General features: G+C 64.3%; 11 protein-coding genes. 5 read left to right on the plus strand and 6 right to left on the minus strand.

The window, feature by feature from the left end; genetic code table 11:
• Window positions 1–195 precede the first annotated feature (195 nt).
• Together JN302_RS30110 and JN302_RS30115 are read left to right on the plus strand one after the other, a co-directional pair.
• Window positions 196–1,725, plus strand: a complete 1,530-nt coding sequence (locus JN302_RS30110; RefSeq protein WP_202330128.1) for an ABC-F family ATP-binding cassette domain-containing protein — start codon at window positions 196–198, stop codon at window positions 1,723–1,725.
• 325 nt (window positions 1,726–2,050) lie between these two features.
• Window positions 2,051–2,905: a helix-turn-helix transcriptional regulator gene (locus JN302_RS30115; RefSeq protein WP_210382568.1), complete on the plus strand. Its 855-nt coding sequence runs from the start codon at window positions 2,051–2,053 to the stop codon at window positions 2,903–2,905.
• A gap of 424 nt (window positions 2,906–3,329) precedes the next feature.
• On the opposite strand, the gene JN302_RS30120 is transcribed toward JN302_RS30115, so the two are convergent.
• A complete protein-coding gene (locus JN302_RS30120; RefSeq protein WP_202307963.1) occupies window positions 3,330–3,746 on the minus strand; it encodes a VOC family protein in 417 nt (138 codons plus the stop codon).
• A gap of 164 nt (window positions 3,747–3,910) precedes the next feature.
• On the opposite strand from JN302_RS30120, the gene JN302_RS30125 reads away from it, so the two are divergent.
• Together JN302_RS30125 and JN302_RS30130 are read left to right on the plus strand one after the other, a co-directional pair.
• On the plus strand, window positions 3,911–4,411 hold the full coding sequence (locus tag JN302_RS30125; RefSeq protein WP_202307965.1) for a peptide deformylase: 501 nt from the start codon (window positions 3,911–3,913) through the stop codon (window positions 4,409–4,411).
• Between the two features lie 127 nt (window positions 4,412–4,538).
• The gene (locus JN302_RS30130) at window positions 4,539–6,188 is read left to right on the plus strand and encodes an acetolactate synthase large subunit (RefSeq protein ID WP_202330130.1); all 1,650 of its coding nucleotides are present in this window, start codon (window positions 4,539–4,541) and stop codon (window positions 6,186–6,188) included.
• A 419-nt stretch (window positions 6,189–6,607) separates the two neighbouring features.
• Here JN302_RS30130 and JN302_RS30135 read toward each other — a convergent pair whose 3' ends face one another.
• The 3 genes from JN302_RS30135 to JN302_RS30145 form a co-directional block, all read right to left on the minus strand.
• Complete coding sequence (locus tag JN302_RS30135; protein WP_244846010.1) at window positions 6,608–7,846, minus strand: RNA polymerase sigma factor; 1,239 nt, start codon at window positions 7,844–7,846, stop codon at window positions 6,608–6,610.
• Window positions 7,839–8,210 carry a YciI family protein gene (locus tag JN302_RS30140; RefSeq protein ID WP_202330132.1) on the minus strand — a complete coding sequence of 124 codons (372 nt, stop codon included), beginning with the start codon at window positions 8,208–8,210 and terminating at the stop codon, window positions 7,839–7,841. Before JN302_RS30140 ends, JN302_RS30135 begins: the two co-directional genes overlap by 8 nt.
• Before the next feature lie 410 nt (window positions 8,211–8,620).
• Complete coding sequence (locus tag JN302_RS30145; RefSeq protein ID WP_202330133.1) at window positions 8,621–9,220, minus strand: YdeI/OmpD-associated family protein; 600 nt, start codon at window positions 9,218–9,220, stop codon at window positions 8,621–8,623.
• Window positions 9,221–9,776: 556 nt separating this feature from the next.
• Here JN302_RS30145 and recQ point away from each other — a divergent pair.
• A complete protein-coding gene (recQ, locus tag JN302_RS30150) occupies window positions 9,777–11,582 on the plus strand; it encodes a DNA helicase RecQ (RefSeq protein ID WP_202330134.1) in 1,806 nt (601 codons plus the stop codon).
• Between the two features lie 129 nt (window positions 11,583–11,711).
• Here the strand turns inward: recQ and JN302_RS39305 are convergent, their stop codons facing one another.
• Both JN302_RS39305 and JN302_RS30155 read right to left on the minus strand, forming a co-directional pair.
• Window positions 11,712–12,257, minus strand: a complete 546-nt coding sequence (locus JN302_RS39305; RefSeq protein ID WP_244846012.1) for a hypothetical protein — start codon at window positions 12,255–12,257, stop codon at window positions 11,712–11,714.
• Between the two features lie 9 nt (window positions 12,258–12,266).
• Window positions 12,267–14,186: a DEAD/DEAH box helicase gene (locus JN302_RS30155; protein WP_244846014.1), complete on the minus strand. Its 1,920-nt coding sequence runs from the start codon at window positions 14,184–14,186 to the stop codon at window positions 12,267–12,269.
• Window positions 14,187–14,385 lie beyond the last annotated feature (199 nt).

Here is a 14,385-nt window from a genome sequence, read left to right on the forward strand (position 1 = left end):
AAACGCGTTTGCAGGGCTGACCCGAGACGATCCCGTTCTCTTCCGGTCCGCCCAAGCGGCAGGTGTCGAGCGCTGAAGCTTGATCCCTCGCCGGTTTCGACCACCCTACAGACCGCCGAAGGCTCCATTCATGCAATCGGCATCGCCATGTCCGCGGCATGACTGGCGTCCCATCGGGCAGACCAGAGAACAAAAATGACCTCGATCAATTTGAGAAATGTCGGCGTGACACTCGTCGACACGCTCTTTTCCAATCTCGACATCGCCATCACGGCCGGCGACCGGCTGGGCGTCGTCGCCGCCAACGGCAGAGGAAAGTCGACCCTGCTCCGTTGCATCGCCGGCAGCTTCGAGCCGACGTCGGGAGACATCACACGCTCGCGCGGGCTGCGCATCGGCCATGTGGAGCAGGATGTTCCGGCAAGCCTCTCCGACACGTCCTTTCGTGAGGCTGTGCGGCTGGCGCTGCCGCCTGACCAGGCCGAAAGCGAGGCATGGCGGGCCGACATGGTGCTCGAATCCCTCGAAGTGCCCGAGCCGCTCCGCGACCGACCGCTGGGCAGGCTGAGCGGCGGCTGGCAAAGGCTTGCCATGCTTGGCCGGGCGTGGGTGACCGAGCCGGACATGTTGCTGCTCGACGAGCCCACCAATCATCTCGACCTCGCCCGGATCATGCAGTTGGAGGACTGGCTGAATGCCCTGCCGCGGGACGTGCCGGTGGTGATCTCCAGTCACGACCGTGCGTTCCTCGACGCCACCACCAACCGGACATTGTTCCTTCGGCCCGAGGCGTCACACGTCTTCTCGCTGCCCTATGCGCATGCGCGCGCCGCCCTCGACGAGGTCGACGCCGCGCAGCAGCGGAAGTACGAGCGCGACATGAGGACCGCCGATCAGATGCGCCGGCAGGCCGCCAAGCTCAACAATATCGGCATCAACTCGGGCAGCGACCTTCTCACGGTCAAGACCAAGCAGCTCAGGCAAAGGGCGGAGCGGCTGGAGAACGCCGCGCGGCCGGGACATCAGGAGCGCTCAGCAGGCGCCATCAAACTCGCCAACCGCGGAACGCATGCCAAGGTGCTCGTCACTATCGACGACGCCCCGGTGGGGACGCCAGACGGGACGTTGCTGTTCCGGACGGGCAAACAATGGCTCCGCCAAGGCGACCGCGTCGCGCTGCTCGGACGCAACGGCGCCGGCAAATCACGCTTGATCGAGATGGTCAGGGAGGCGATCACCAATCCCGACACCTCTGCTGGCGCGGTCAAGGCCACTCCTTCGCTGAAACTCGGTTACAGCGACCAGGCGCTGTCGGGGGTCGGCGACGACGAAACGCCGATGAGCGCCATCCTGCAGCGCTTCGAGGTCGGAGACCAACGCGCCCGAAGCCTGCTGGCGGGAGTGGGCATGAGTATCGACATGCAGGGCAAGGTGGTCGGCAGGCTGTCCGGCGGGCAGAAGGCGCGCCTGGCGATGCTGGTGCTGCGGCTGACCAATCCCAACTTCTACCTGCTCGACGAGCCAACCAACCATCTCGATATCGACGGGCAGGAGGCGCTCGAAGGCGAGTTGACGGCGCGTGAGGCGAGCTGCCTCTTCGTCTCGCACGACCGCAGTTTCGTGCGAGGTGTGGCCAACCGGTTCTGGCTCATCGACAGGCGACGCATGATCGAGGTCGACGGTCCTGAGGCCTATTTCGCTGCTGCCGCCCGAGGCACCGCCTGACGACGCAGCGCCTGAGCGCCGCACACACATCGGGCGCCCAAAGGCCGTTCGAAGAAAGCGGATAGTTTTCGGGCCGATGCCATAGGTCCCGGCGGTACCTCTGTTCGCCGGGACCGACGTGGCCAAAAGAGTGCGAAGGTCACCGGCACACGCATCACTTGCATATGCATAGAAGATGAGTATTGTCGCGGCGGGGATATTGGGAGCCGTACAAGTGCCTCCGCATACTGCTGAACAGGCTGACCAGCTTTCATCCTTCTGTGCCGACGACATTCCGGAGCATCACCGGGATGAGTATATCCGTGACTTCTACGGCCGCATACAGATGCGCTTGCATATTAAGCCGCATGAAGATCATTCCCTGAAATTCAAGGCGACGACGTTGCTGCTTCCCGGCATCACCTGCACGAAGGCTTCCGTGTCGCCGATGGCATGGGACCGGACCGAGGAACTGATGGCCGACGGCAACGACGACATCATCCTTTCCTGGAACAGCGGCGGCTACCGCTTCGACATGCCGGGCCGCGGAGAGTTCGAGACAAGCCCCGGCACCGCGGCGATCCTGCCGCTCGACCGCCGATTCTCGGTCGAAACGCGCGATTCGCGCTGGACCATGGCGCTGCAGTTCAAGCGCTCGCTGCTGGCGCCTCTGGTCAGGAACCTCGACGACATCCGCCCCGACAGCATAGGTCGCGCACGGCCGGCGCACCGCCTGCTGTTCGGCTATCTGTGGTCGCTGCAGGAACTTGGGCCCCCGGGCGACCTGGCGCCTCTCCTGTCGCGCCACATCGCCGACATTCTCGCTGCGGCATTCGGGGACCTCGAACACGAGCCGCAGACGCCAGGCGTGCGCGCCGCGCGCCTCGCCGCGATCAAGCAGCATATATTGCGCAATCTGTGCGACCCCGGACTTAGCGCCGAGCAGCTGTCGCGCAAATTCGAGATCAGCGCGCGCTATATCCGCCAGCTCTTCGCAGACGAAGGCACAAGCTTCTCAGACTATGTGACGGAGCAGCGGCTTGCCCATGTGCATAGCTGCCTGACCGACCCCCGGCAGATATTGCGGAGGGTCGCCGACATCGCCTTCGATGCCGGCATCACCGAGCCGTCGACCTTCTACCGGCAGTTCCGGCACCGCTACGGCATGACGCCGACGGATGCCCGTCGCCAGCTCAGATAGAGCAATTCCAGCAAGAGTGCGCAGCGGTTTTGCGTCCCGGAAGCTGCGCCGCCCTATCTTCGTCATTCTCGGGCCCGCGCCTACGCGAAGCGTGGGCGAGGTGACCCGAGAATCCATGCCGTGAAATCGCGGACGACTGTCTCGGTGCAGAATATGTGCGGGCTTGGGCAGGTGGATAGGGGAGCCATCCTCTTCCTCGACCGTCTCCGGCCTTCGGGTCGGTCACGGCATGGATCCACGGATCGGTGCGCCCTGCGCTTCGCTGCGTGCGCTCGTCCGTGGATGACGAAGCGGACATGTTGCCCGCTGATTACCGGCGACCTTCCTGTCGTGTACTATGGACTCGGAGAAAAGCGGAAATTGCTCGAGACTGGCTCCCGGAGCGCTGCCCCTCTCCTGCCGAAACTACCGAAGACCGCCGTGACTACCCTTGCGAGGCCGTCGCCTGCTCGACGTCCATCCACACCACTTCCCAGGTGTGCCCATCCGGATCATCGAAGCTGCGGCTATACATGAAGCCGTGGTCCTGGGCGGGGCGGGGATCGACCGCACCGCCCGCTCCCTTCGCCCTGTCGAGAACCGCATCGACCTCGGCCCGGCTTTCCGCCGTGATGGCGATGAGCACCTGGCTGGTCTTGCGTGCATCGGCGATCGGCTTCGAGGTAAACTGGCTGTATTTGTCGTGGGTCAGCAGCATGGCGTAGATGGCATCCGAAAACACCATGCTGGAGGCCGTGTCATCGCTGAACTGGTCGTTCTTGCTCGCGCCGAGCGCCTGGTAGAAAATGGTGGACTTCGCGAGGTCGCGGACCGGAAGATTGATGAAGACCATCTTGGACACGGAACTTCCTTTCAATATCTGAACTGCACTAAAGCTGACCCGTCGCCACCCCGGCTCGGATGCCCGATGCCAGCTTCTGGCCCGGACCACCGTCCGGGGACCAATACCGTCCCGGTGGTGAAGGTGGCGTCGAAGATGAGGAATAGCAAGGTGCGCACCATTTCATGAGCATCCGGTCGATCGTCAGGTTTCCCGATCCGCGCCTGCGGAGGGTCGCCGAGTCCGTGACCGTCTTCGACGCGGTTTTGAGCGGTCTCGCCCAGGACCTGCTCGACACGATGCGGGCAGCGCCCGGGATCGGCATTGCAGGGCCGCATATCGGCGTTCCCTTGCGGCTGGTGGTGCTGGAGCTGCCGGCCGCTGACGGTCCGCGTATCTATATCAATCCGAGGATCGACTGGGCTTCTCCCGAGATGGTCCGCCATACCGAAGGGAGCGTCTCCATGCCCGGCGTGACAGAAGTGGTTGAGCGCCATGCGCGGATACGCATAGCCTATCAGGATCTGGCCGGGGCAGAGCAGACGGAGGAGGCAGAGGGCCTGCTCGCCGTCTGTCACCAGCATGAGATCGACCAGCTCGACGGCATCTTCTGGATCCAGAGGCTGTCGCGGCTGAAGCGTGACCGGCTGCTCAGGCGCTACGAAAAATTGATGAGGGGCTCCTGACCGAACGCACCGGCGAGCGCGTGACTCGCGCGCGGACTCGGGGCACTTTAGACCTATCGGCGAATCCGTCGCGGGCCCGAAGATTGGCCGCCCGCGCCAGCGAATGATGGAAATCCGGGAAATGGCCATGCTGAAGGGTTCCGACATACTGGTAGCGGCGCTCGAGAACGAAGGCGTCGATCGCATATTCGGCGTTCCGGGCGAAGAGAACCTCGATGTGGTCGAATCCCTGCGTACGTCCGGCATCGAGCTGGTTCTCACGCGGCATGAGCAGGCCGCCGCCTTCATGGCCGCCACTCATGGCCGGCTGACCGGCAGGCCCGGCGTCTGCCTGTCGACGCTCGGGCCGGGCGCGCTGAATTTCTCGACCGGCGCCGCCTATGCCAATCTCGGCGCCATGCCGATGATCCTCATCACCGGCCAGAAGCCGATCATGACTGCCAGGCAGGCACGGTTCCAGATCGTCGACGTCGTCGCCTCCATGCGGCCGCTGACCAAGATGACGCGGCAGATCGTCAGCGTCGGCAGCATCCCCTCCGCCGTTCGGGACGCCTTCCGCGTCGCAATGGAGGAACGGCCGGGCCCGGTGCATCTCGAATTGCCGGAAGACGTCGCAGGCAACATGGTCGACGAGGCCCCGCTGATCCCGGTCCATCCCCTGGACAGGCCGGTGGCCGCCGCGGCAGCGATCGACCGGGCCGTGGAGATGATCCTGAAGGCCAAGCGTCCGCTGGTGATGATCGGCGCGGCCGGCAATCGCCCGCGGCTGGTCGAACCGCTGTCGGACTTCGTGCGCCGCACGCGCCTGCCCTTCTTCAACACGCAGATGGGCAAGGGCGCCGTCCATGGCGGATCCAATCTCTATATGGGCACGGCCGCCCTGTCCGAACGCGACTATGTGCATGATGCGATCGACCAGGCCGACCTGATCGTCTCGATCGGCCATGACACGGTGGAGAAGCCGCCCTTCCTGATGAAAAGCGCCGGCGGCCCCCGGGTGATCCATGTCGGCTACGGCTCCGCCAATGTGGAACAGGTCTATCACCCCGATGCCGAGGTCATCGGCGACATCGGCGCGACCGTGACCGCGCTCGCCGAGCGCCTGGGCGGCCGGCTCGATCCCGACCCGGCCTTCATCGCCCTGCGCCAGGAGATCCTCGAACGGATCAACGACCGCGCCGAAGAGGACCGCTTCCCGGTCACCCCGCAACGCCTCGTGCACGACGTGCGCAAGGTCATGCCGGAAGATGGCATCGTCTGCCTCGACAACGGCATGTACAAGATCTGGTTCGCCCGCAACTACCGCACCCATGTCGCCAACACGCTGCTGCTCGACAATGCGCTCGCCACCATGGGCGCCGGTCTGCCGTCGGCCATGATGGCGGCGATGCTCCATCCCGAGCGGCGTGTGATGGCGGTCTGCGGCGACGGCGGCTTCATGATGAACTCGCAGGAGATGGAGACCGCCGTCCGGCTCGGGCTCGACCTGGTCGTCGTCGTCCTCAACGACGGCGCCTACGGTATGATCCGCTGGAAGCAGGCGGTCGACGCGTTCCCGGATTTCGGCCTGACCTTCGGCAATCCGGATTTCGTGCGCTACGCCGAGTCCTATGGCGCCAAAGGTTCGCGCGTCACCGATGCGGCGATGCTGGCGCCGACACTGGAGGCGGCATTCGCCGGCGGTGGGGTCCATCTCGTCGACGTGCCGATCGACTATTCCGAGAATACACGCGTGCTGGTCGAGGAACTGGGCGCCCGTTCGATCGACGCAAGGTGAACGCGACGGGTGGCGGCGCGCCGATCAATCCTTCATTTCGGCGCCGCGTTGCGGTGGTCGCACCTCCGTTCTCCCGATCGCTGCAGTCGAGCCGCGAATGTTGAGTTCGGGCTGAGGATCTCCCAATGGCTGGTCGGCGAGCGCTTCCGATGCGGCGGTGGCCGAGGCCGACCAGGTGTTCCATCGCCAGACGCGCCGCCCGTACATTGCCGGGCTTCACCATGTCGAAGGGCTTCGACGCGTGGGGAAGGTGCTGGAGCCTGTGCGTGACTGGCGGGACGCCTATCGCATGATCTGCCGACAGGATATTGCGATCGCGCCTCGACACACATTGCTCCCGGTTTGCCCCCCGGCAATGGTGCTTTCAGGGCACCCCGGCAACTCTGACGGAGCGCGGGCTGCCGGGCAGTCAGCCCACATCAGTGGGCCGAGCATATGGCCCGCCGGCGCTTGAGGAACTCGGCCTCGGCCTCATTGCCGACCGAGGCGATGGCAGCGTCGTAGGCGCGGGCGGCTTCCGGCAGCCGGCCCAGCCGCGCGAGCAGGTCGGCCCGGACCGCGTGGAACAGATAGTAGCGGTCGAGTTCGAGTTCGTTGACGATCGCCAGCGCAGCCGCCGGCCCTTCGACCTCCGCTACTGCGACAGCACGATTAAGCGCCACCACCGGGGTCGGCGCGATCGCCATGAGCTGGTCATAGAGTTGCAGGATCTGCCTCCAGTCCGTATCGCCAGCACTCGCGGCATCGTCATGGACGGCGTTGATCGCGGCCTGGATCTGATATGGACCCGGCCGGTTCAAGCCCAGGCATTGCCGCACCAGCGCCTGCCCTTCCAGGATCAAGGCGCGATCCCAGATCAGGCGATCCTGGTCGGCCAGGAGGATGATTTCGCCCGCCGAATCCAGTCGCGCGGGCCGGCGCGCTTCGACGAGCAGCATCAGCGCAAGAAGGCCCTTCGCCTCCGGCTCGGCCGGTATCAGCAAGACGAGCAGCCTGCCCAGCCGGATGGCCTCGGCGCACAAGGCGTCGCGCGTGAGCTGCTCCCCGCGGCCCGCGACATAGCCTTCGTTGAAGATCAGATAGATCACGGCCAGCACCGCACGAAGCCGCTCCGGCAGATCCTCGGCCTTCGGAACGCGATAGGGGATGCCTGCATCGCGGATCTTGCCCTTCGCCCGGACCAGGCGTTGAGCCATTGTCGCTTCGGACATGAGGAAGGCACGGGCGATTTCCGCCGTGGTCAGGCCGCCCAGCAGCCGCAGCGTGAGAGCGACCTGCGCATCGGCTCCGAGCGCCGGATGGCAGCAGGTGAAGATGAGGCGCAGGCGATCGTCGGTCACGTCCTCCACGGCACCCTCCTCCATTTCTTCCTCCGTCTGCATCAGCACGGCCTGCGCATGGCGTTCATTGCGGGATGCCTCCCTGCGCAACCTGTCGATGGCGCGGTTGCGCGCCGTCGTGATGATCCATCCCGCCGGGCTCGGCGGGATGCCGGCGATCGGCCAGCGCCTGAGCGCCTCGACAAAGGCGTCCTGGACCGCTTCTTCCGCGAGCGAGATGTCGCGGAAGAGGCGGATCAGCGTAGCGACGGCGCGGCCATGCTCCTCGCGGAAAACGCGCTCTATCGCCCCGGGCGGGAGCCGAGGCGGGTCAGCCACGCCTACACATGTCGTGCCTGGGGTCGCCATGAAACGGCCTGACCTCGATGGGAAGCGTGATCGCCCGGGCAAGCTTCGCCCCCCATTTCAGAGCCTCATCGAGATCCGGGGCCTGGATCACGGTGAAGCCGCCGATATGTTCCTTGCCTTCGGCGAAGGGGCCATCGGTCGTCAACAACTGTCCCTCCTTCACCCGGACCACGGTCGCGGTGCTTGGTGGATGGAGACCGCCAGCGAACACCCATGCGCCCGAAGCCTTCATCTCCTTGTTGATCTCGTCGAGGTTGCGCATGATCGGCTCCAGGATCTCCTGCGGCGGAGGCGGGCCATCGGGCTGGTAGATGCTGAGCAGGTAAAGGGTCATCGGCTTGTCCTTCAGGCAGCAGAGCCGGCACCATGCCGGCCTTGCACCCGTCAAACGAACGGCTATCCCCCGAATCGACATCGATCGCGCGGGATTGGCAATATTTTTTGCCGCCTCGCTCGCGATGAATCCAGGACCGATGCTGCCCCAGAAGCTTCATGAAATTGTGCTTGCGGGCATAGCGCTCCTTGAGCGCGGCGACATGGGTGGACTGCTCGCAGCCGTCGCGCAGGCTGGCAATGTGGCGGATGAGTTTCACGGCCTCTTCGTAGGCCTGATTGCCGCCCGTCCTTACAAGCTCGTCAACACGCTCGACATAGACCTTCACGGCCTCCCGGGAATGGGTCGCCTCGGTCGCCCGTGCAAGGTCAAGTTTCACGCCCGTCCCGACCCGATACTTGCGCACCGTTTCACTTGGCGCGCTGCGAATAGATCGTCTCGCCCCGCTTCAGCATCTCGACAAAGCTCTCGATCCTCCTCCTGCGACCGGCATCGGTCCTGATGTTGTGCATGCGGAATGCCAGCGCGAAGCGGTTCTGCTCGCTGAGCTTGCCGAGCATTTCCCGCGCCTCCGGTTCGGCGTCGATGGCCGCCTGCAGGTCGTCGGGAATCTTCAGGTTCTTGCCGTTCTGGTAGGCCCGGTCCCAGCGTCCATCAGCCTTCGCCGCCTCGATGTGCTTCAGCCCGTGATCCGTCATCCTGCCTTCACGGATGAGCCTCGCAACATTGTCGACATTGATCTGGCTCCAGATGCTCTTCCTGCCGCGTGGCGTATAGCGCTGCAGATAGCTGGTCGCGTCGAGCCCCTTCCGCACCGCGTCGATCCAGCCCCAGCAGAGCACGACGTCGATCGCTTCCTTGGGCGTGATCGATTCGAGCCCTGAATCCACCTTGTGGATCTTGATCCAGACCTCCTCTTCCCGGTCGTGATGCGTGCCGAGCCATGTGTAGAAGCTCTCGGCATCCCTGAATTCCCTGACCTTGTCGGGGTCGACCTTGACCGGCGCCATCAGCCTCTTCGCCTCCGCATCTTCGTCCCGGTGACGTCGTCGCCCGGACCTCCGACGATTGCAAGCCGATCGCGGTTTTGCCCTGGGTTCTTCGCCATCAATAGCGAAGGGAAATGAACCTCGCCGATCCCTCGCGCTTGCGGCTGACCGCGGTCAGCCGGCGGAAAGACGGGCTGGGGCGAGCGAAGCGACCCTGCGTGAAGCGGTCGATCCGATTGCCCGGCATCATCGCAGGTCATGAGAAATCGACGGCATGGCGGGAAAGGGAATTCGGCCGCTTCGGCGCCATGGGTTGACTTGAAATGTCGCATCGCGATTGCTGCCGGGAAATACGGAGGAACGAACGAGCCGGAGACATTCCATCGAAGACCTGCAATCATACGTCGCCTGAGCACGGCCGCGAAATATTCCGCTCAGGTCGCGCGGAAGCGTCACATACCTCGGGCCAGGTGCGCCTCGCTGCGCCGGCAGCATGAAATGAAGACTTGCCCGACGCTGCTTCCGCGGGAGAAACCCGCTATTCAAGGAAGTCGTCGTTCCAGAATCGATTCCGCCCATGCCGCCCGATCCGCTATCCATCCTGAAAAGCGTCTATGGCTATGACAGCTTTCGCGGCCGGCAGCGCGAGATCATCGACCATGTGATCGCGGGCAACCACGCCTTCGTGCTGATGCCGACGGGCAGCGGCAAGTCGCTCTGCTACCAGGTTCCGGCGCTTGCCTCTCCGGGCATGGGTCTCGTCATCTCGCCGCTCATTGCGCTGATGGAAGACCAGGTGACGGCACTGAGACAGGCCGGCGTCAAGGCGGCGGCGCTCAATTCCCGGCTCTGGGGCGCGGACAAGGACCAGCTCTGGCGCAAAGTCGAGGACGGCGCGCTCGATCTCCTCTATATGGCCCCGGAAACGCTGTTGAAGCCGGAGAACCTGGACCGGCTGAAATCCGCGCGCCTCTCCCTCATCGCCATCGACGAGGCCCATTGCCTTTCGCAGTGGGGCCACGATTTCCGGCCCGAATACCGTGCGCTCGACTGTCTCGTCGAAGTCTTCCCCGGTGTACCGCGCATCGCGCTCACCGCCACGGCGGATGCGCCGACGAGAGCGGAGATCGTCGAGCATCTGCACATCGGCGCCCACAACAGCTTCGTCTCCGGCTTCGACCGCCCCAACATCCGCTACTGCGCCGCCGAGAAAACGAGCACGACCCAGCAGATGCTGCGTTTCCTCGAACCTCGCAGGGGCGAGAGCGGCATCGTCTATTGCCTGTCCAAACGCAAGACGGAAGAAGTCGCCGCCACGCTCAACGCCCACGGCCTCACCGCCCTGCCCTACCATGCCGGCATGGAGATGAGGGCGCGGGACGAAAACCAGCGCCGCTTCCAGCACGAGCAAGGCCTGATCATAGTCGCCACCATCGCCTTCGGCATGGGCATCGACAAGCCCGATGTGCGCTTCGTGCTGCATGTGGACCTGCCGGCCAGCATCGAAGCCTATTACCAGGAGACGGGCCGCGCCGGACGCGACGGCCTGCCCTCGGAAGCGCTGATGCTCTATGGCGCACAGGACATGGCGCTCCGCCGCCGCTTCATCGACGAATCGGAGGCCACCGACGCACGCAAGCGCATGGAGCACCGCAAGCTCGACGCGCTCCTGGGTTTCGCCGAATCCTGCCAGTGCCGCCGTCAGGTCCTCCTGCGCTATTTCGGCGATGACTGCGGGCCTTGCGGCAATTGCGACATCTGTCTCGACCCGCCCGAAACCTTCGACGGCTCCATTGCAGCCCAGAAGCTGCTCTCCTGCATCTATCGCACCGGCGAACGTTTCGGGCAGGCGCATGTCATCTCGGTTCTCCTGGGCGAGAGCGACGAGCGCATCGGGCGCCTGGGCCATGACAGGCTCTCCACTTTCGGCATCGGAGGAGAACACGACCGCAACGGCTGGCGCTCGATCGTCCGGCAACTCGTCGCCCGCGGGCTGATCGAGGTCGATGTGGCGGGTCATGGCGGCCTGTCCATCTCTACCGACGGCCGCCAGTTTCTGCGCGAAAAGCCGGCTTTGCGCCTGCGGCTCCTGAAGAAGGCCGGGCAGGACCGGAAATCCGCCCGCCGGGAAACACGGGAAGCGCTCCCTGCCGCCGACCGCACACTTTTCGAGAGGCTGCGCGCCAGACGCATGGAACTGGCCAGGGCGCAGAACGTGCCGCCCTATGTCATCTTCCACGACCGGACGCTTGCCGAAATGGCCGCGCGCCGCCCGCGATCCGCCGCGGAACTCGCCGCCGTCCCCGGCGTGGGCGAGGCCAAGCTGGCACGCTACGGGGCGGCGTTCCTGGAGGTCATCGACGGGGGCGATGAGGGAGCCTGAGAGCAGACGCTCGGCCGAAATCAACCAGTGCCGCACTCGGCTCCCGTCGACGGCCCAAGAACAAGAAGAAGAGTCCCCTGCTCCACGCAATGGCTCGTCACATCGCGAGCCGCCCCATCGATCGCTCTGCTACCTTCCCCTCAAATTGTCCGCCAGCGCCGAGAGCGCGTCCGCGATCTGCCTTGCTGTTTCCGGCGGCGGCAGTGGCATCTTGAGATTTCGCCCTCCCGTGGCCGGATCGCGCTCGATCCACGGATGTGCCGGAGCGCTGGGGTCGTTGGCCGCAGCGAGAGCCGCAACGAACTGCGCGCCGACTTGCACCAGCGCCTGCCACGGATCGGGAGCCGCGACGCGCGCCGGCGCCCCGCCGTCGTCCACGCCTGTGGCCGCAATCTCGCCGGCTTCGATGTCGGCACCCGCATCCTCCCCGAAGCCGCCGGCACCGTCAGCCACGACGTTGTTCATTTCCTCGGCTGGCGTCACGGCCTCGCTCTGTCCCATACGGCCGGTGACGTTCTCCACATCCTTCATGAAGCGGGTGAGCCGCGATCCGCCGAGCGAAATCTCACTTGCGCCGCCGTCCAGGATGCCCGCCGACAAAGAGCGCTTGAACGCAAGAACCGAAAGCATGCCCTCTTCGATCGTCCCCTTCGCCACGAAGTTGACGATCCGCACCGGCCGGGCCTAGCCCATGCGATGAATGCGGGCGATACGCTGTTCGAGGATCGCCGGGTTCCAGGGCAGGTCCATGTTCACGAGGGTCGAGGCATGCTGCAGGTTGAGACCTGTGCTGCCGGCGTCGGTCGACAGGAAGACGCGGCAGCCGGGATCGTCACGAAACCGCTCGACCAGTGCCGGCCGTTTGTCCGACGGGATGCCGCCGTGGAAGCTGACATAGCCAAGTCCGAGCTTATCGAGACGGCGAATGATGATGTCATGCGTTCTCGTCCATTGCGAAAACACCACGGCTTTGGCCTCGGAATCCGCGAACAGGTCTTCGAACAGCGCCGCCAGTTCGTCGGCCTTCACGCCATGGTCGGACTCCTGATCCAGCAGGTAGGTGCTGTTGCACGACATGCGCATGTTCTGCAGCGCACAGGTCAGCCGCCGCTGATCCTTGTCGGACAGGAACCTGGTCTTGCGCCAACGCTGGACGATCTTCGCGACCGCGTCGGCGTTTTCCTGGTGATGGAGCGATTGCATCTCGGTCATCGGCACCAGAAGATTCTGGTCGGTCCGGCTGGGCAATTGCCGCAGCACCTCCGATTTGCGGCGGCGGACCATGACCGGCGCCAATGTCTGGCCGATCTTTTCCAACCCGGTATAGCCGGTGACTCGCCCGGCTTCGTCCTTGACCTGGTGCTCGTGAAGCAGCTTCCAGGTCGGTCCCAGCCGATGCTGATCGACAAACTGGACAATGGAAATCAGCTCTTCGAGCTTGTTTTCCAGCGGTGTTCCGGTGAGCACGATCGCGTATGGGCTGTCGACGCGTTTCAAAGCGCGCGCCGCAATGGTGTTCCAGTTCTTCACCCTTTGTGCTTCATCGACGATCACCAGATCGGGCGCCCAGGCCGCGATCAGGTCGAGATCGGGTTTGAGCTTCTCGTAGTTCGTTATCTTGCAGAAATCGGTCAGGGCGTAGTCCTTCTGCCGCTGCGCCCGTCCGCCGTTGATGACCCTCACCGCATTTTCGTCATGTCGCCCCGTGAAACGCATGATCTCGCTTTGCCACTGGTATTTCAGCGAGGTCGGGCAAACCACGAGCACTTTCGAGACGCCGAAATGCCGAGCCAATATCTCGGTCGCGGCGATCGCCTGTATGGTCTTGCCCAGGCCCATATCGTCGCCGATCAGTGCCCGGCCAGCCTTTACCGCGAACAGCGCGCCCTCCGCCTGATAGGGATAAAGCGGCGCCTTCAGGACAGCCAGCAGCTTGGGGTCGGCCGCTCCGCTTGGGAACACCTGACCGAGCAGGGCGGCCCGCCGGTCGGCATCTCGTCGTCCCGCGACGAAATCGAGGGCGTCGTCATAAGCGCGAAATTCATGTCCGGACTTCGATGCCACGGCCATGAACCGTTCGAGCTCGCCGAAGCGTTCCTCGGGCAGCAGGCCGTCCTGTTCGAGGTCGAACAAGCCGGCGGCCGCTTCCCTCAATTCGGCCGGGCAATCCGTCCCTGCGCGAAAATGCAGGCGACGTTTTCCGTCGTTGCGAAGATAAAGCTCGGAGAATGCGGGTTGGTAGCCCCGGGCAAAGGCCGTCTTCGCACCGCGCTTCTTCTCCAGCCTGCCGATTGTGAATTCGATGTGCTTGCAAGTGCCCAACTCGCTGGTCGCGTAGTCAGGGCACGAACAGAAATTCCCTCCCGGCCCCCGGCCTCTGATCGCCACCCGATAGCTGGATTTCGAGACAGGATTGCTGACCCTGAATTCAGAAAAGAACGGTTCGCTCCCAAGATTTTCAAGACCGAAGGCCTGCTCGCGGCCGAACTGCCGGCGCAGGCCGCGTTGCCAGTCCAGCGGCGAAAGACCTGCGGGCGCATCCGTGCGAGAGAGTTTGGGTTCCTTGTTCGGCTTGGCCGCAAGGCTTCGGCGCTTCGATCCCATTGAAATGTATCCGCTCCGTTCGGCACAAAAAAGCACTCATCCCGGTGCCGGTGACGCAACCAATGCATCGGCCGCCGAGATAACATCGAAGCCGGTGGCCGGCGTCTCGATTCTGAAATTCGCGTCACCTCACTATCACGACAGGAGCATGTTTCGGAATGATTGGGTGCCGGAAAACGCACTGCCGCCCTGATTGAGC

Origin of the sequence: Mesorhizobium sp. L-8-3, assembly GCF_016756615.1 — a bacterium.
Classification (GTDB): Bacteria; Pseudomonadota; Alphaproteobacteria; order Rhizobiales; family Rhizobiaceae.